General features: G+C 67.5%; 15 protein-coding genes. 8 read left to right on the top strand and 7 right to left on the bottom strand.

All coding sequences use genetic code 11. From position 1 onward, the window contains the following. Positions 1 to 150: 150 nt before the first annotated feature. Complete coding sequence (locus RW112_RS03055; protein ID WP_317780363.1) at positions 151 to 2,835, top strand: PEP/pyruvate-binding domain-containing protein; 2,685 nt, start codon at positions 151 to 153, stop codon at positions 2,833 to 2,835. On the opposite strand, the gene RW112_RS03050 is transcribed toward RW112_RS03055, so the two are convergent. The 3 genes from RW112_RS03050 to RW112_RS03040 are packed head-to-tail and all read right to left on the bottom strand — an operon-like array spanning position 2,832 to position 4,888. Beyond that, positions 2,832 to 3,353 carry a hypothetical protein gene (locus tag RW112_RS03050; protein ID WP_317780362.1) on the bottom strand — a complete coding sequence of 174 codons (522 nt, stop codon included), beginning with the start codon at positions 3,351 to 3,353 and terminating at the stop codon, positions 2,832 to 2,834. The genes RW112_RS03055 and RW112_RS03050 overlap by 4 nt on opposite strands. Before the next feature lie 11 nt (positions 3,354 to 3,364). After that, positions 3,365 to 4,360, bottom strand: a complete 996-nt coding sequence (gene corA / locus RW112_RS03045) for a magnesium/cobalt transporter CorA (protein WP_317780361.1) — start codon at positions 4,358 to 4,360, stop codon at positions 3,365 to 3,367. 6 nt (positions 4,361 to 4,366) lie between these two features. Further along, the gene (locus tag RW112_RS03040) at positions 4,367 to 4,888 is read right to left on the bottom strand and encodes an Lrp/AsnC family transcriptional regulator (protein WP_317780360.1); all 522 of its coding nucleotides are present in this window, start codon (positions 4,886 to 4,888) and stop codon (positions 4,367 to 4,369) included. Positions 4,889 to 5,047: 159 nt separating this feature from the next. Here RW112_RS03040 and RW112_RS03035 point away from each other — a divergent pair, with 159 nt between their 5' ends. From RW112_RS03035 to RW112_RS03025, 3 genes are all read left to right on the top strand, one after another. Then, positions 5,048 to 6,289, top strand: a complete 1,242-nt coding sequence (locus RW112_RS03035; protein WP_317780359.1) for an MFS transporter — start codon at positions 5,048 to 5,050, stop codon at positions 6,287 to 6,289. An 83-nt stretch (positions 6,290 to 6,372) separates the two neighbouring features. After that, positions 6,373 to 7,122: an ArsR/SmtB family transcription factor gene (locus tag RW112_RS03030; RefSeq protein WP_317780358.1), complete on the top strand. Its 750-nt coding sequence runs from the start codon at positions 6,373 to 6,375 to the stop codon at positions 7,120 to 7,122. Next, positions 7,119 to 7,358 carry a 2-nitropropane dioxygenase gene (locus RW112_RS03025; protein WP_317780357.1) on the top strand — a complete coding sequence of 80 codons (240 nt, stop codon included), beginning with the start codon at positions 7,119 to 7,121 and terminating at the stop codon, positions 7,356 to 7,358. The genes RW112_RS03030 and RW112_RS03025 overlap by 4 nt, the downstream gene beginning before the upstream one ends. A gap of 44 nt (positions 7,359 to 7,402) precedes the next feature. Here the strand turns inward: RW112_RS03025 and RW112_RS03020 are convergent, their stop codons facing one another. Then, positions 7,403 to 7,906, bottom strand: a complete 504-nt coding sequence (locus RW112_RS03020) for an Lrp/AsnC family transcriptional regulator (protein WP_043483179.1) — start codon at positions 7,904 to 7,906, stop codon at positions 7,403 to 7,405. 132 nt (positions 7,907 to 8,038) lie between these two features. Here RW112_RS03020 and RW112_RS03015 point away from each other — a divergent pair, with 132 nt between their 5' ends. Further along, on the top strand, positions 8,039 to 9,202 hold the full coding sequence (locus RW112_RS03015) for a PLP-dependent aspartate aminotransferase family protein (protein WP_317780356.1): 1,164 nt from the start codon (positions 8,039 to 8,041) through the stop codon (positions 9,200 to 9,202). Here the strand turns inward: RW112_RS03015 and RW112_RS03010 are convergent. Further along, positions 9,199 to 10,521 carry an MFS transporter gene (locus tag RW112_RS03010; RefSeq protein ID WP_317780823.1) on the bottom strand — a complete coding sequence of 441 codons (1,323 nt, stop codon included), beginning with the start codon at positions 10,519 to 10,521 and terminating at the stop codon, positions 9,199 to 9,201. The genes RW112_RS03015 and RW112_RS03010 overlap by 4 nt on opposite strands. Positions 10,522 to 10,619: 98 nt before the next feature. Between RW112_RS03010 and RW112_RS03005 the strand changes: the two genes are divergently transcribed. Beyond that, entirely contained in the window at positions 10,620 to 11,603 is a 984-nt protein-coding gene (locus RW112_RS03005) for a LysR family transcriptional regulator (RefSeq protein ID WP_317780822.1), read from the top strand. Between the two features lie 34 nt (positions 11,604 to 11,637). On the opposite strand, the gene RW112_RS03000 is transcribed toward RW112_RS03005, so the two are convergent. Further along, positions 11,638 to 12,687 (bottom strand): nitronate monooxygenase, encoded by a 1,050-nt coding sequence (locus RW112_RS03000; RefSeq protein ID WP_317780355.1) that lies wholly within the window; start codon positions 12,685 to 12,687, stop codon positions 11,638 to 11,640. A 36-nt stretch (positions 12,688 to 12,723) separates the two neighbouring features. Here RW112_RS03000 and RW112_RS02995 point away from each other — a divergent pair, with 36 nt between their 5' ends. Further along, positions 12,724 to 13,698, top strand: a complete 975-nt coding sequence (locus tag RW112_RS02995; protein ID WP_411709849.1) for an N-acetylglucosamine kinase — start codon at positions 12,724 to 12,726, stop codon at positions 13,696 to 13,698. A 33-nt stretch (positions 13,699 to 13,731) separates the two neighbouring features. Here the strand turns inward: RW112_RS02995 and RW112_RS02990 are convergent, their stop codons facing one another. Then, positions 13,732 to 14,793 carry a pirin family protein gene (locus RW112_RS02990; protein ID WP_317780354.1) on the bottom strand — a complete coding sequence of 354 codons (1,062 nt, stop codon included), beginning with the start codon at positions 14,791 to 14,793 and terminating at the stop codon, positions 13,732 to 13,734. A gap of 334 nt (positions 14,794 to 15,127) precedes the next feature. Between RW112_RS02990 and rsgA the strand changes: the two genes are divergently transcribed. After that, positions 15,128 to 16,312 carry a ribosome small subunit-dependent GTPase A gene (gene rsgA / locus RW112_RS02985; protein WP_317780353.1) on the top strand — a complete coding sequence of 395 codons (1,185 nt, stop codon included), beginning with the start codon at positions 15,128 to 15,130 and terminating at the stop codon, positions 16,310 to 16,312. Positions 16,313 to 16,449: the final 137 nt, after the last annotated feature.

Raw genomic sequence — 16,449 nt, 5'->3', positions numbered from 1 at the left:
ACCTACCCTATGGACAGCGGTAACGAAGCGGTAGGGCCTTGTGGCGGTACCACGGATAGGCCGGCCCATGGCCTGGTACCCCGGCGCGTGCCAGTATGTTGTGGATGAGGGGCTGCCGGCACGCCCGGCTGGACAGGAGGCACCGCGGTCATGGTCTACATCAATGATTTCAGCGAGGTCGGCCGGGACGACGTCCCGACGGCGGGCGGCAAGGGCGCCGGGCTCGGCGAACTGGTTCGGGCGGGACTGCCCGTCCCTCCCGGCTTCCTGCTCAACACGGCAGCATATGAGCTGTTCGTCCGGGACAACCAGCTGGCCGGACCCATCCAGGACTACGCCGCCTTGCCCTCATCCGCCGTCACCCGGGACTACGAGGAAGCCTCAGCACGGATCCGCGGACTCTTTGCAGGCGGCGTCATGCCGGAAGCCATTGCCGCTGAACTCCGTGACGCCTATCGCGCCCTGGCCACAGGCACAGGAACGGGCACAGGCAGTGAAGGAGCAGCGGAAGCCACGGTGGCCGTACGTTCCTCCGCCACTGCCGAAGACCTTGCTTCGGCCAGTTTCGCGGGCCAGCAGGACACCTACCTCAACGTGCACGGCGCCGATGCCCTGATGGAGGCCGTGGTCAACTGCTGGGCTTCCCTCTGGACGTCCCGCGCCATGGCGTACCGGGCCCGGGAAGGCATCCGGCCGGACGAGGTCCGGCTGGCAGTGGTGGTCCAGCAAATGGTGGCCGCCGACGCCGCGGGCGTGATGTTCACTGCCAATCCAGCCACCGGACGCCGCGACCAGATCGTGATCGGTGCAGCCTGGGGGCTGGGTGAATCCGTCGTCAGCGGCGCCGTCTCCACGGACGACATCGTCGTCGAGGCCGGAACGGGGAAGGTGGCGTCCCGGCGGACGGCGGACAAGGCGGTCATGACCACGTACGCCGACCGTGGCACGCGCGAGGAGCCCGTGTTTGCAGCCCGCCGGCACCAACCCGTACTGGACGACGCCGCGGCAGCAGCCCTGGCCACCTACGGAGCACGTATCTCGCGGCATTTCGGCTCCCCGCAGGACATCGAGTGGGCGCGAGCTGATGGCGAATTCTTCATTCTTCAATCACGACCCATCACCGCCCTGCCCGAGCCCGCGGGGGAAACGCCGCGCGACTGGAGCGTGCCTTACCCGAAGGGGCTCTACTTCCGGGCGAGCATCGTGGAACAGCTACCCGATCCGCTCTCGCCGTTGTTTGCCGACCTCATCGACGGTTCGGTCTCGCGCTCGCTGAATGCCCTGTTGGATGAGGCATTCGGCAAAAGCAGCCTCCGCAAAGGCGACCTGGGCCTGCCGGCCGTCAACGGTTACGCCTACTACTACTACCGGACCACTGCTTTGTGGCGGCTGGTGGGCAAGACGCCGGCCGCTGTACGCGCCCTTATCCGGGGCGAAGCCCACATGGGAATCCAAGGCTGGCGCGACTATTCGCATCCGCGCTACGTGGCCGTGGTGGAATCCTGGTCGGAGAAGCCCGTCGCGGACCTGACCGGGGAGGAGTTGCTGGAAGGGATCTCAGCCCTTCTTGATGCGGGCACGGTGTACTACACAGCAGTCCAGTCCATCATCCCGGTCGCTACGTCAAGCGAACTCGCTTTCCAGAAGTTCTACGACAGGTTGGTCCGGCAGGACGGCGATCCGCCGGCCGAGACATTCCTGCTGGGCTATGACAGCGAACCCATCCGGGCAGAAAAAGCCCTCTTCGACCTTGCCGGGTGGTCGCGCGGGGTCCCGGGGCTCGCAACGGCCATCCTGGGGATGCCCACCGGATCCCTCGCCGACGCCCAGCTGTCGGGGACGGCGCCGGCCGGAATGGATCCCGGCTTGTGGCGGGAGTGGGAGCACCGGTTCCAGCTCCATTTGGACCGCTTCGGGCATACGGTCTACAACTTGGACTTCATCAACCCCGTACCCGCAGACGACCCCGCCCCGCTGATTGACACGCTGAAGTTCTACCTGCGCGGACAGGGCAACGACCCGCACCGGCGGCAGGAACTGGCGGCAGCACGCCGCGAGGAAAGCACCGCCGGAATACTGGCGCGGCTGCACCCGGTCCGCAGGGCGGCCTTCGCGCGTTTGCTGCGGTGGGCGCAGGGCCCGGCGCCGATCCGCGAAGACGCGCTCGCCGACGTCGGACTTGGCTGGCCGCTGATGCGGCGCATGCTGCACGAACTGGGACGGCGGCTGGCCGCTGCCGGACTCATCACCAGCCCCGGGGACGTGTTCTGGCTCCGTCACCACGAAGTCAGCAGCGCCGTCGAATTCGGCCTGGCCGCAGCGGGCAGTCCGGCCGCGATTACGGGGGCCGGGCAGCCGGTCCTGGCCGGGGCAATCAACGAGCGGAAGCTGCGCTGGCGGGGGCAGCGCAATGCCACCGCCCCGCAAATGCTGCCGGAGATCCGGTGGCTGCAGCGCTCACTCGCCGGGATGATGCCGGAAGGGTCGCAGGACCAGCAGGGGAACACCATCAAGGGTGTGGCCGCCAGCCAGGGGCGGGTCACCGCTCCGGCCCGCGTGCTGGCCGGACCCGAGGACTTCTCCCGGATGCAGCCGGGGGAAGTGCTGGTGGCCCGCATCACCACTCCGGCCTGGACCCCGCTGTTCGCCATGGCCTCGGCCGTGGTGACGGATGTTGGCGGTCCGCTGAGCCACGGCTCCATTGTGGCCAGGGAATACGGCATCCCGGCGGTGCTGGGTACGGGGGTGGCGACCCGCAGGATCGCGAGCGGGCAGCAGATAGAGGTCGACGGCGGCGCCGGCACCGTGACCATCGTCAAGTCGGTTCGGGACTAACTGCCGGACGAATTCCCGGCCGGGAGTTCTTCGTCCGACTCCACGCGGAGCAGCAAGGACAAGGGGCTGTCGGCGCCGAAGTCCGGAAGCGCCTTACCGATGAGGAACACGGTCGCATCGGCAGCAAACAAGACGTCCACCACCGCCAGGAGCTGTTTCCACTGCGGCGAATTCCACGCGGGAGCCCCGGCCGCGGCCGGATCAGGGACGCCGTCCACCACCCATTCCCCGAACCGGGCGGCCAGGGAGGCGAAGTCCGCGGCAGCAGCCGGGCAGCCCGCAAGTGCCCGGAAGCTGATCCACAAGAGATCCCCTTCGGCGCTTTTCACCTCCAGCGGATGGCCGGCCACCTCCATGGTCCGCCGCTGGCCGGGTGCCGGGACGAATAAACCGAACGTGCCCAGCTGGCGGGCTGTCCCGGGAATGAGGATCCGGCCCGGCCGGGAAGTAGGGTGCGGGGCGCCAGCAGATGGGCGGTCGGAGCCAGGGCGTTCGCCGCCAGTTGATGGTCCGGTCATGACTGCGGCTCCTAGAGCCAGCCCTTCCGTTTGAAAATCATGTACATCAGCGCCGCCGTCGCGGCCATGATGGCGATCGACAGGGGATACCCGAGCGTCCAGTGCAGCTCAGGCATGTGGTCGAAGTTCATGCCGTAGACCCCGGCCACGAAGGACGGCGCGAAGAAGATTGCCGCCCAGGACGAGATCTTCTTGACCTGTTCGTTCTGCTTGGCGCTGGCCTCGTTCTGCCGGTTGGCGGTCAGCGTGCCGTCCAGGGTGAGCGCATTCTGGAGGATGTCGCGGAAGGTGTCGGCGCGGGAAATCAGCCGCTCCACGTGGTCCTCGACGTCGCGCAGGTGGTGCTGCAGGTCCGGATTCACCTCGTATTTGTCGAACCCGCGCCGGAGCAGCTGCATCATTGCCGGCAGCGGATGGATGGCCCGCTGGAACTGGATCACTTCGCGGGCCAGTTCGTAAATGCGGCGGGAGACCGCGGAATCCCCGCTGAACAGCTGGTCCTCGATCTCGTCAATGTCGTTCTCCAGGCCGGCAACCACGGGAACATAGTCATCCACCACCTGGTCCATCAGGGCGTAGAGCACGGCTTCCGGGCCGTGGCACAGGAGCTCTGGACGGCCCTCCAGCCGCTGCCGCACCTGGGCCACGCCGGCTGTCTCCGCGTGCCGGACGGTGATCACGAAGTTCTTGCCCGTGAAGACGTGCAGTTCGCCGAACTCGACCGTTTCCGTCTCGTCGAGGTACCGCGCAGGGCGGAGCACGGTGAAGAGGACGTCGTCATAGCGTTCCAGCTTGGGACGCTGATGGGCCGAAATGGCATCCTCGACAGCGAGCAGGTGGAGTCCGAACTCCTCAGCGACCGCAGACATTTCGGACTCTGTGGGCCGGTACAGCCCAATCCAGGCCATGCCGCCATGGTCTGCCAGGGTCTCGAACGTCTGCTCAAGGTTGTGTGGCTCGGCGGTCCGGTGGCCGTTTACGTACACGGCGTTGTCGATGATGGTCACGTGCCATTATCCCAGTGACTTGCGCGTTGCCGCCTCCGCCCCGCTGTGGGCAAGCCGGCTGATGAGCGGCTCGGTCCGGTACGGAATGTGGGTGTGGAGGGCAAGGACAGTTTCCGTTCGGATCACACCTTTGATCCTGAGGATCGAGCGCAGCGCCGTCTGCAGGTTGTGGGTGTCGGTCGCCACCACGCGGCACCAGACGTCGCCGCGGCCGGAAATTTCGTGGACCTCCAGGACCTGCGGGATCAGGCGCAAGGCGCCCACCACGCCGTCGAGTTCCCGGTGGGTGACTTCGATCGTCACAAAAGCGACGACGTCGTACCCCACCGCCTCGAGGTCGATTTCCCGCCCGCCGTCGTGCAGCAGGCCGGAGCGGAGCATCCGGCGGAGGCGGGACTGTGCGGTGTTGCGCGCAATGCCCAGGGAATCGCTGAGTTCGCCGATCTGGACCCGCGGATCCCGGATCAGTTCCAGGAGGATCTTCAGGTCTGTGCTGTCCAGGCTGTTCAAATCGTCACTCCGGTTCATGTACGGGAAGAATCATTGACTATTTTGCTCAATTTTGTCATGGAATTTCTCCCCCTGGCTCAACTTTGGCCCATCATCGAGATATCAATTCTTTCGCCGGGCCCGCGGCTGTTTCCACAAGGAACAGGCGGGACCGGCACGGCAGGCAAAGGCACGCACATGACTGTCTTCAGCGAACTCCGCATGCGTCCGGCCACCGCCGGCGGCTGGGCATGGGACGCTTCCACCACGGCGCGGCTGGCGATGGCCGGCGTGGTGATCTTCACGCTGCTGGTGGGCGCGAACCTCGCAACCCCGCTGTATCCGCTGATCCAGGCGAATCTTGGCATCGGGCCGTTCGGCATCACGGTGGCGTTCTCCGCCTATGTCCTGACGCTGGTGTCCACGCTCATGCTGGCCGGCCACTGGTCTGACCACATCGGCCGCCGGGCTGCGCTGCTCCTCGCGGTGGTCGTCGGACTGGCCGGGGGCATGGTCTTTGCCAACGCGGACAGCCTGGCGATGCTGTCCGCGGGCCGGGCCCTCCAGGGCGTCGCCGTGGCGCTGGCCACCGGCGCCAGTTCCGCGGCGCTGCGCGAATTGTTGCCGGCCCGCCCCGACTGGGCTTCCCGCTTCACCCTGCTGGCATCGGCCGGGGGAGTGGCTGCCGGCCCTGCCATCGGCGGAATCCTGTCCCTGCTGCCGGGGCCAACGTCCACGCCGTACTATCTCCACTCGTTCGTCCTCATCGCCATGCTGGTTCCGCTCTACCTGCTCAAGGCGCGGCCGGCCATTAACGCTGTTGCGGGCCCGCAGCCGCTGAAGGTGCTCAGGCCCCGCAGGCCGTCCGTTTCGCGCGAAGCCCGGGGCGCGTTCTGGCTGGCCTCCGCCGTGGGGTTCCTGAGCTTCACCGTCTTCGGCTTCTGCCTCTCGCTGGCTCCCGGCTACTTTGCCCGGATCGTCGACGCCGACTCCCGCCCGCTCATCGGCGTCCTGGCCGGTCTGACGCTCGGCGCATCCGCCCTCAGCCAGTTGCTGGCCGTCCGCGGAAGGTTTGTGGTGCCGGCCGGACTATCGGTGCTGGCCGTGTCGGTACTTTTGATTGCCGCTGCCGCCGCCTGGTCCAGCCCGTGGCTGCTCATTGCCGCGAGCCTGGCCGCCGGCGTGGGCCAGGGGGTGTCCTTCCGCACCGTGTTCAACGATGTGGCCGCAAAAGTGGAGGCGTCGCGTCATGCACAGATCATCAGCACCGTCTACGTGATCACCTACCTCGGCAGCGCCCTTCCGGTGATCGGCCTGGGAATTGCGACGGCGGCGTACGGCCTGCAGGCGGCGGTCGCCGGATTCGTGGTGCTCTGCGCAGTCATGGCGTTCGCACTGGCGGGCGTCACGCTGACAGCCGCGGTCCGCAAACCCGCCTGACCAACAATGCCAACGAAGCGTTGCAAAGAAATGGTTGCAAAGAAACGCTTGCAAAGGTTTCTTTGCAAGCGTAGTTTTGAGGCATGGATAGTTCAGCAGAGACGGCATCAGCGGCAGGAGCGGCCCAGTTCCCGGATAGCGCCACCGATGCACCTTTTCCGGTTCGCCGCGTAGATACGGCCTCGCTCAAGGCGCTCGCGCACCCGCTGCGGGTGCAGATCCTTGAGATGCTCTCTCGCTACGGGGCGCAGACGGCCTGCAGTCTCGGCGAGCTGCTTAACGAGTCCAGCGGATCCACGAGCTACCACCTCCGCCAGCTGGCGAAGCACGACTTTGTCAGGGAAGTGGAAGGCAAGGGCACGGCGCGGGAGCGATGGTGGGAGCGTCCCCGCGGGGCCATCCAGATTACGTCGCCCGAGCTGGCAACTTCCCCGGCCACGGAGGAGGCCTCGCGGCTGGTCACGCGGGAGTTTGAACACAGCAGGCAGGCCGTGCTGGCGGACTTCATGGCGCACGGCAGTGAAAGCCTCGATGCCGAATGGCTGCATGCGTCGCTCATCAGCACTGCCAATGCGCGGCTTACGGCGGACCAGTTGGCGAGGTACACCAGTGCGCTGGAAGCCTACGGCCATCGCCTGCTGGAGGACATCAGGAACGAAGGCGAGCAGGAAGGCGCCCGCCCGGTCCAGGTTCACCTCAATGCCTTCCCCATCCTCGGCGTTCCGGCTGCGGCAGGCGGTCGGGGCCGCACCGCGGAACGCGGAACGCACAACCGCGGAACGCACAACGCGGAACGCACACCCAAAGAACGTCCTGAAAGGACAGCGCCATGAGCACAGTCTTCGCCACCGGTTCGGCTGCCTGCAGCCCTTACCGCCGGCTCACCTTCGTCGAGTCGGCTGCGGCCAGGCTCGGCGCCGCACTGGTCCGTTGGGCCGAACGCCGGCGGGTCGTCCTCTCCGACTGGGCACAGCAGGAACGCGCTGCGGCCCTCCGCCGGGAGCAGTTGGACGTGCTGCGGAGCGACGTCATGGGCGCCGCGCATTCCGGACTCTACATCTGGCACTAGGGGTCCGGCAGGAACCGCGGAACCTGGCCGGAACCCGCGCACGTTCAGTCGGGGAGCGGCCCGTGGTTGCCCTGGATGTGTTCGAAGACCAGTGTGGTCTCGGTGTGGCCTACCACGGGATCAGTCGCCAGGTTGTCCAGGACCCAGTCCCGCAGGTCTTCAGTGGTTGCGACAGCAATGTGCAGCAGGTAGTCCACCGAACCGGACGTGTGGAAAGTGGACAGCACGGCCGGGAGCCGCGGTACCCGGGATGTGAACCGGTCGATCTGTTCGCGGTCGTGGGCGCGGAGCCGGACGGCGATGAGCGCCTGGACGGAGCGCCCGATGGCGGACAGGCTCAGTTTTGCTTCGAAGCCTTGGATGATGCCGCGCTCGGATAGAGCCCGGGTGCGCATGAGCGCAGTGGACGGGGCAATGCCCACCAGCTCGGCCAGCTGCTTGTTCGAGATCCGGGCGTCGTCCACGAGGGCTGCCAGCAGCCTCTCGTCGATGGCGTCAAGCGGCTCAGTTCCCGCGCCAAGCCGAATATTCTTCGCACCGCTACTCACGGGGCCTCCTCAAGGTGTTATGAGTTCATCATAAACTCCACTTTTCGACAGTTCCATTCATCCGACCTGTAAAACTCCGAATTATTGCCAGATACTTACCGGATTCAATGGCGAATAATTCAAAGGAGTCCCGTGCTTTCTCCCGATTCACTGGCTGTCCATGCAGGCCGCAGCGGCCTGACCGAACAAGGCGTGCACGCCCTGCCGATCGACCTTTCAACCACGGCGCCCCTTCCATCCGTGCAGGACGGTGGCCGGGCGTACGAGCAGATGGCCACCGGCGGAATGCACCTGGAGGGCCAGAGCACCGTCTACCAGCGCCTCTGGAACCCGACCGTTGCCCGCTTCGAGGAGGGTGTGGCCCTCCTGGAAGGCGCGCCGGAGGCGGTGGCCTTCGCCACGGGGATGGCTGCGCTCTCGGCCGTCCTGCTCGCGACAGTGGCGGCGGGCAAAAGGCACGTGGTGGCGGTGCGGCCGCTGTACGGCGGGAGCGACCACGTCCTCGCCTCGGGCGTCCTGGGTACCGAGGTGTCGTTTACCACCGCAGCCGGGGTCCGGGCGGCCCTGCGTCCGGACACGGGACTGGTGATCGTGGAGACGCCCGCCAATCCCAGCCTGGAACTCGTGGACATCGCGCAGCTTGCGCGGGACGCTGACGGCGTCCCGCTCCTGGTGGACAACACCTTCGCGAGCCCCGTGCTCCAGCAACCTCTGGTTCACGGTGCCACGCTGGTGCTGCACAGTGCCACCAAGTTCCTCGGCGGCCACGGGGATGCCATGGGCGGAGTGGTGGCGGCTTCGCCGGAGTGGACCAGCCGGCTCCGCCAGGTCCGGGCCGTGACCGGCGGCATCCTGACTCCCTGGCCCGCCTATCTGCTCCACCGCGGCCTGGCCACGCTTCCCGTGCGCGTCCGGGCGCAGCAGGCCACAGCCCACAAGGTTGCCGCGGCCCTGGCCGGGCACGGACTCGTGAAGGCGGTCCATTACCCGGGGCTTCCCGAATGCGATCCGTTGGGACTGGTGGGCACGCAGATGTCAGGTCCGGGCTCCCTGCTGGCGTTTGAGCTGGCCAGTGCCGGGCATGCAGAAAGGATCCCGGCAGCAGTCCGGATGATCACTCACGCCGTATCCCTGGGCGGTGTCGACACCCTCATCCAGCATCCCGCGGGCCTGACGCACCGGCCCGTTGCCGCGGAGGCAAAGCCCCATGCCAGGCTGCTTCGGTTGTCCGTGGGACTGGAGGACGCCGCGGATATTCTGGCGGACCTTGAACAGGCCATCGAGGGAACGCGCTAGCAGCTGGCCTGCCCGTCTTGTGCTGTGCGCCCTTGCCCTGTGGGCGTTTGGCCGGCGCCTCGCTGACGTGTGTTTCGCTGACGTGTGTTTGACTGACCAGCGCCTGACGCAGGATGTACGACGGCGGTGATCACCGCCGTCGTACATGCCAGGCCGATGACCGTCAGGGCCAGGGCCGTCCAGCCGTGGGACTGGAACACCAGGCCGCCGGCCCACCCGATCGCGCTGGAGCCGAGGTAGTAGGCCAGATTGTACAGCGACGCGGCCTGGGCCCTGCCCGTGGCGGCGATTCCGCCGGTCCAGCCTGCCCCGATGCTGTGAGCCGCGAAGAACCCTCCGGTGAAAACCAGGAGTCCTGCCAGGATCAGCAACAGCAATTGCGTCAATGTCAGGGCCAGGCCCGCGGCCATCAGTGCAATCCCGGCCAGTAGGATGGTCCGCCGTCCGAACCTCAGCGTGAGGGAACCGGCCAGCCGCGACGTCACTGTCCCGGACAGGTACGCCACGAAGATGAGGCTGATCACGGTGGCCGGCAGCCCGAACGGGTCCCCGGACAGCCGGAATCCAAGGTAGTTATACACGGCAACAAAGCCGCCCATGAGCAGGAACGCCTGCACATAGAGGGCAAGGAGGCGGGGATTGCGCAGGTGGCCCCCCAGCGTCCTGGCCGCCCCGCGGAATCCACTGGCACGTGCGGGCGTGAAGCCGCGGGCCTTGGGCACCAGGACCAGGAACAGGACGGCGGCGGCGGCGGCCAGGGCTGATACGGCCAACGCTGCCGCCCGCCAGCCCCACAGTTCGCCCACGGGACCGGCAACCAGCCGCCCTGCCAGCCCGCCCAGCGTGGTTCCTGCGACGTAACTCCCCGCGGCCATGGCGGCGTGCACCTTGTGGACTTCCTCGTTCAGGTAGGCGATGGCGATCGCCGGTATTCCGCCCAGCGCCATGCCTTCGAGCAGCCTGAGGCCCAGGAGGAGGGGAAAAGTGGCGGCAAGGGGAACCAGCAGGCCCAGTACGGTCGCGGCCGTGATGCCCAGGGTCATGGCCCGGACCCGGCCGATCCGGTCTGCCAGGAAGGACCAGGGGATGACGGTAACGGCGAGCCCAACCGTGGCCAGGGAGATCGTGAGCGCCGCTTCGGCCGCCGAGATCTGCAGGTCCGAGGCCATGATCGGAAGCACGGCCTGGGTGGAATAGAGCTGCGCGAAGGTTGCTACTCCGGCGAACGCAAGCCCCGCCAGTAGCCGTCCGTAGGCCGGCGAACCCTTCGGATGTCCCGCCCACGCTTCAGGTTGTGGAGTGTTCTGCGTTGGCAGCATGTGCATTAAGCCAGCGTAGATCGACGGATCGCATGCTTCCAATGCATGATTTACATGAAACAGATGCTGCTGGCGGATCAGTTGCAGGAGAGGCGATGATGGACATTGAGCACAAGCAGCTCGCGCAGCTGCTGCCGTTGCTTCCCGTCCTGTCGGAACTGGGGCGTACCCAGCACGTAACCGAAACAGCAGAACTGCTGGGCATTCCCCAGTCCACCGTCAGCCGGGCACTCGCCCGCGCCAGCGCCGTGGTGGGCACCGAACTGCTCATCCGCGAGGGCCGGGGAGTCCGGCTGACGCCCGCGGCCAAAGCACTGCTGCCTTACATTGACGCGGCCCTCAACGAATTCCGGACCGGGCTGGACCTGGTGAGGCACGAATCCGAGGTGGTGCGGGGCAGGATCGCCGTGGCGTTCCAGCACACTTTTGGCGAGGCGACGCTGCCGCTGCTGATCAACGCGTTCCACCGCCGCCACCCGCAGACGGCCTTCGACCTCAGCCAGGGTGCGCGGGACGGCTGCCTCGCGGAACTCGCGGCCGGGACGGCCGACCTCGCCCTGACGGCGCCCGTCGCCACCGCGGGTCGCAGCATCGGCTCAGCTGCGTTGTACCGGGAACCGCTGCGGCTGGTGGTGCACCATGAACATCCACTGGCCGGCCGGAAGAGCGCGCGGCTTGGGGACATCAGGCAGGATCCCTTCGTGGCGATGGGGCACGGCTACGGCATGCGCTCTCTGACGGATGCCCTGTTCCGCGAGGCGGGTTTCCGCCCGCGCATCGCCTTCGAAAGCCAGGACTCCCACACGGTCCGGGGGCTCGTGTCCGCCGGGCTTGGCGTCAGCATCCTGCCGTCCGGCGGCCAGGCTCCCGGCCGGACGGTAACTCCGGATACGGGGAACCTTGGCTGGGTGGAGGTGCCGCTGGACTCGGGACTCGCGTTCCGTGAAATCGGACTGGCATGGCGTGAACGCCGCAGCGGCCATGACTCCGAGCCGGACCAGGTCGGGTTGTTCAGGGAAATGGTCCTGGCCGAGGGGCCGGCACTGCTTGCGGGACTCATCCGGGCACGGTCCGGAGGCTGACCCGGCGAGGACCGGGGCCTGCCGCCGCGCACGATCAGGACGGAGCCGCCTCCGCGAGCAGGCCGTCCATGATAGCGGCGACAGTGCCGGCGGCTGCCTGCCGCCAGCCCGTTCCTGCCCAAAGATTCAGCTTCTCCGGATCGCCCGCCGCGGCCGCCGCCGCACGGATCGGAGCGGTGAGGTGGTGAATGGCCGGGTAGCCTTCCGGTGCATCTTCATGGTCCCTGACGAAGGAATTAACCAGTGCCCGCGCCTGCCTGCCGGTGAAGGCCCGCGTCATTCGGGTCTCCGTGAAGCCTTGGCCGGCGAGTGCGTCCTTGTGGAGCTGGCGCGCGCCGCTTTCGTCGCTGCGCAGAAATGCCGTGCCCAGCTGCGCCGCCGTTCCGCCCGCAGCCAATACTGCGGCCACGCCGGCCGAATCCATGATCCCGCCGGCCGCGACCAGGGGAAGTCCGACGACGGCGCGCACAGCGGCGAGCAGCTCCGCGGTCGTCGCGGGGCCGGGGGAGTCCGAGGTGCTTCCCGCAGGCAGGAATGCTGCACTGTGGCCGCCCGCGCTGCCGTGCTGGACAACGAGGACGTCTGCGCCCCGGTCTGCCGCCAGCACGGCTTCCGCCGTGCCGGTGACAGTGGCAACCACGGTGGAGCCGGCGCGCTTGATCGCGTTAACTTCGGCCTGCCCCGGGAGCCCGAAAGTGAAGCTGACAAACTCCACCGGATCCGCCAGCAGGGCGTCGATCTTGCCCTGCCACTCGTCATCGTCGTCAAGCCGGAGCCCGGGAAGAGCCACCCCGTACTGGCGGGCGTCCGCTTCGAGGCTCCGCCGGTAACCTTCGAGCTGCTGCCTGAAGAGGGCCGGCGGATTCAGCTGTGAGCGGTCGGGGACAAAGAGGTTCATGCCGAAGCGGGCACCTGCCGCGCGGACTTCGCGCATGTCGGTTTGCATGGATTCCACGGTCTTGTAGCCGGCGGCGAGGAAACCCAATCCTCCGGCCTGGTGCACAGCCTGCACGAACCGGGGTGTCGACGTGCCCCCGGCCATCGGTGCCGCAATGATCCGTGTCCCGAAGATGGCGCCTGTCATTCCCTGCTCCCTGTAGCGAATCAGTAGTCTGTTCTCGTGACTAATTCTGACAACCTGCCGGCAACGGATTCTGTTCCTTCCACCGGCCGTGTCCCCGCCGCCCGGCCTGCCGCACCGCCGGCTTCGCCGTCCGGCGCGGTAATCGGCCTGGATATCGGCGGCACCAAAACGCGCGGCGTCCGCTTCGAACACGGACAGGTGGTGGCTGATGAAAGCGTCGGAAGCTCCAATGTACAGAATGTCAGCCGGGAAGAGGCGGCACTCCATCTGGCCGAGCTCTTTGCGAAGATCGGCGGTGGGGAGATCGCCCAGGTGTACGCCGGTGCCGGAGGCATCGACACAGACGACGACGCAGCTGCGCTCGCAGCGCTGATCGCCCCCCATGTTCCCGGCGCAAAAATCACGGTGGTCCACGATTCCCGGTTGCTGCTGGCGGCCGGCGGCGCAAGCACCGGAGTAGCGGTCATTGCGGGGACCGGCTCCGCAGCGTGGGGCAAGAATGCCGGCGGCGAGGAGGCCCGGGCCGGCGGCTGGGGTTACCTGCTCGGTGACGAGGGCAGCGGCTACTGGCTCGGCCGTGAAGCTGTCCGACACAGCCTTCGCCGCATGAACCAGGGCCTGGAACCCGACGACCTCACCACGGCACTCCTGCGGTCCTGCAACATCGATGATCCCAACAAGCTGATAGCGCTTTTCCACTCCCCGGAGACGGGACGCCGCTACTGGGCCCAGCAGGCCCGCCTGGTGGTGGAGGCGGCCGACTCAGGCCACACCCCCAGCCAGGCGCTTGTTGAGCAGGCCGGCAGGGACCTCGCCGGCCTGGCCGCGCAGGCCCTCAGGAAACTGGGAATCCAAGGGCCGGTGATCCTGGGCAGCGGCCTCGGCATGAATGTTGTGCGGCTGCAGGATTCCTTCAAGCGCAGCCTGGCCGCCGAAGGCGTGACGGATGTTCGTGTCCTGGAACAGGATCCCGTCTTCGGCGTCCTGCAACTGGTGGCCGAGCAGGGATAGCTGCCGGACTTCCCAAGGCCCCCAGCGGGTCCGTCAGGAACGCGTGCGGGGGCGGAGCCGGACACCCGGCAGGGGAGGAGCAGGAATGCGCCCGGCTTCGGTTCCGGCCTCCGGCCCGTGTCCGCGGACCAGCCCGAACCGTGAGGCGTCTGCGGCCGGGTCCTGAAGGTCCGCCTGGGCCTCCCAGTCCTGGCGGGCCTGCGCCACTTCATCGTGGGTCCTGCCCACGAAATTCCACCACATCAGCAGCTCCTCCTGGAACGGTTCCCCGCCCAGCAGGATGAATCGCGTGTCCGGCAGCGCCTCGAGCTCCAGGCGGCGGCGGCCCGTGCCGAGGTAGCCCAGCGGGCCCGGCGGGACGTCCTGACCGTCGAGGGTGATGCCGCCGTCGAGCACCAGCACCGCATGCTCAAACTCGGGGTTGAGCGGCAGGGCGACGGTTCCGGCGCAGCTGATGTCCGCACCGACAATCGGCGAATACATGGTGGCCGGAGATGCCACTCCGGCGAAGCTCCCCACCATCACTGTTGCCGTGAAACCGTCTCCGCCCGCTTCCGGGAGGTCGCGGTGCTGCTCGAACGCCGGGGCCCGGTGGCGCTCGCCGTCCGGAAGGGCGACCCACAACTGCAGGCCGCGCTGCAGCGGCAGCTCCGTTCCGGCGTCGGACGTTCCGGCCCCGCCCTCCGTGCCGGGAACCGGCTGCTGCGGCAGCACGGCGAACTCGGAGTGGGAGACGCCATGGCCCGCCGTCATGATGTTGAGCTCGCCCGGACGCACGATGACGTCGCTGCCCACGCTGTCGCGGTGCCTGATGTTGCCCGCGAGCGGCCACGTCACTGTCTGCAGGCCGGTGTGCGGGTGCGGCAGGACGGACATGGCGACCCGGTCCGGGCCGAAACTGTCCAGGAAGCACCAAGCACCAACGGTGGGGAGGCCCCGTTGCGGAAGGGTCCGGAAGACGTTCATGGCGCGGACGCCTCCGAGCGGAACTTCCCGTGCCGGCCACAACTGCAGGCACGGGCCGTTTCCCGTGTAGCCTCCGGGCTGTCCCGGCGGGCACAGTTCTTCTTTGGGGCTCACTTCAAGGTTCGTCACAGACCCAACTCTAGGCCGAAGAACGGATTACGGGCAGCGCCCGACTCCGAACTCCTAACTCCGGACCCCAACCCCTAGCCAACCCGGCACCCGTAGGCTTACCCTTGAAAAGCCGCCGGCGAAAGTGCCGGCGAAGAGGACGGTCCGACTTCGAAAGTCATGACCGCAGAAACGGGGGAGGTGGAGACGATGACTGCAATATTCCTGCGCGCCACGAGCGCCAGCAACGTCATTAATCCTGCCCCGGCTAAACGCACGTCCTGACTCCCGGCAGCTGCTTAGCGCTGAACTAAAACGGAGTCCGTGCCAACGGGGCCTCACCAGAGGTTCTCCATTGAAAACAACTTCAGGCCACGTTCTGGCCGCAGAAAATTCAGTAACCAACCAGTCAGCTCCGGCCGTGGCCGGACCCGTGCACTACGGCTTCACAGCACGGACGGCTGCACTGTTCACCGCCCACCCCGTCCCCGGCGGAGAGAGCCCCGGGCGGGTGGTCCGCGTCGACCGCAACAGGGTCCTGATCGCCGGGGCCGCGGAGCTCCGTCACCTGCCCTACCCGGTCCACGGCGACATCCCCGCCACCGGTGACTGGGTGTGGCTCGGCGTCAACGCAGCAGGCGAGCCCGCCGTCATTGCGGTGTTGCCCCGTCAGTCGGCGCTCAGCCGCAAGCGGGCCTTCGAAGCGTCCTCGGAAGCCCAAGTGCTGGGCGCAAATGTCGACGTGGTGGGCGTCGTGGTCCCCGTGGACCGGCCGCTCACCCACAACCGGCTGGAGCGGACGCTGGTGGCGGCGTGGGATTCGGGGGCCACCCCGCTGGTGATCATCACCAAGGCGGACCTTGCCGACATCGCGGACGACGTCGTCGGGAAGGTCATCCTCCAAGCCGCCGGCGTCGCTGTGGTCACCACATCGGCGGAGCACGGCGATGGCCTCGACGAACTGCTCGGACACGTGCCCGACGGCGGGACCCTCGTCCTGCTTGGACCCTCCGGTGCCGGGAAGTCCACGCTGATCAACGCCCTTGCCGGGCATCACGCCCAGGACACCGGTCCCGTCCGCTCCGGCGACGGCAAAGGCAGGCACACCACCACCGCACGGGAGCTTGTCCCGCTGCCCGGCGGAGCTGTTCTGATGGACACCCCCGGCGTCCGCGGATTCGGGCTCTTCGACGCGGACGACGGGATGGGCGAGATGTTCGGCGATCTTGAGGGGCTGTTCAGCCGGTGCCGCTTCGCTGACTGCGCGCACGATCGCGAACCCGGCTGCGCCGTCCAGGCGGCGCTCGCTGACGGGGCCCTCGAGGAGCGCCGGTGGGAGAGCTACCTGAAGCTCCAGCGTGAGCTCGCGGCGCTCAACCGCCGGCACGATGTAGCAGCCCGACGGGCCTACCAGCGGGAATGGCACCAGAAGGTTGTGGTGGCCGGCAAGAGCCAGCGTGCGGCCGAACGCTACGGGCAGGAGGATGCCGGCGACCGCACCGGCGGCGACGGGAAACGGGGCAAGCGGAAGCGAAAGTGAACCGCCGCGGGTGAGAAGGAGGTGATGCCGGGGTGCGGCACATAACGCAGTCCGGCGTCGCCACCCATCCAACAGGCGAAGGTCACCGAATGCTTACGGTAGCCGCGGTACCGCTGACTTTGTCGATGCCGCTGGTT

Origin of the sequence: Arthrobacter sp. B10-11, from assembly GCF_033142195.1 — a bacterium.
In the GTDB taxonomy this organism is placed as follows: Bacteria; Actinomycetota; Actinomycetes; order Actinomycetales; family Micrococcaceae; genus Arthrobacter; species Arthrobacter oryzae_C.
The sequence above is the reverse complement of the archived record's forward strand: the minus strand, read 5'-3'. Positions and strand labels throughout refer to the sequence as shown.

Bases quoted from the DNA above. Each gene is read 5' to 3' on its own strand.
- RW112_RS03005 (WP_317780822.1), top strand. From the start codon at position 10,620: ATGGACATTGAGCACAAGCAGCTCGCGCAGCTGCTGCCGTTGCTTCCC.
- RW112_RS03010 (WP_317780823.1), bottom strand. From the start codon at position 10,521: ATGCTGCCAACGCAGAACACTCCACAACCTGAAGCGTGGGCGGGACAT.
- RW112_RS03055 (WP_317780363.1), top strand. From the start codon at position 151: ATGGTCTACATCAATGATTTCAGCGAGGTCGGCCGGGACGACGTCCCG.
- RW112_RS03000 (WP_317780355.1), bottom strand. From the start codon at position 12,687: ATGACAGGCGCCATCTTCGGGACACGGATCATTGCGGCACCGATGGCC.
- RW112_RS03040 (WP_317780360.1), bottom strand. From the start codon at position 4,888: ATGAACCGGAGTGACGATTTGAACAGCCTGGACAGCACAGACCTGAAG.
- RW112_RS03050 (WP_317780362.1), bottom strand. From the start codon at position 3,353: ATGACCGGACCATCAACTGGCGGCGAACGCCCTGGCTCCGACCGCCCA.
- RW112_RS03025 (WP_317780357.1), top strand. From the start codon at position 7,119: ATGAGCACAGTCTTCGCCACCGGTTCGGCTGCCTGCAGCCCTTACCGC.
- RW112_RS03030 (WP_317780358.1), top strand. From the start codon at position 6,373: ATGGATAGTTCAGCAGAGACGGCATCAGCGGCAGGAGCGGCCCAGTTC.
- RW112_RS03035 (WP_317780359.1), top strand. From the start codon at position 5,048: ATGACTGTCTTCAGCGAACTCCGCATGCGTCCGGCCACCGCCGGCGGC.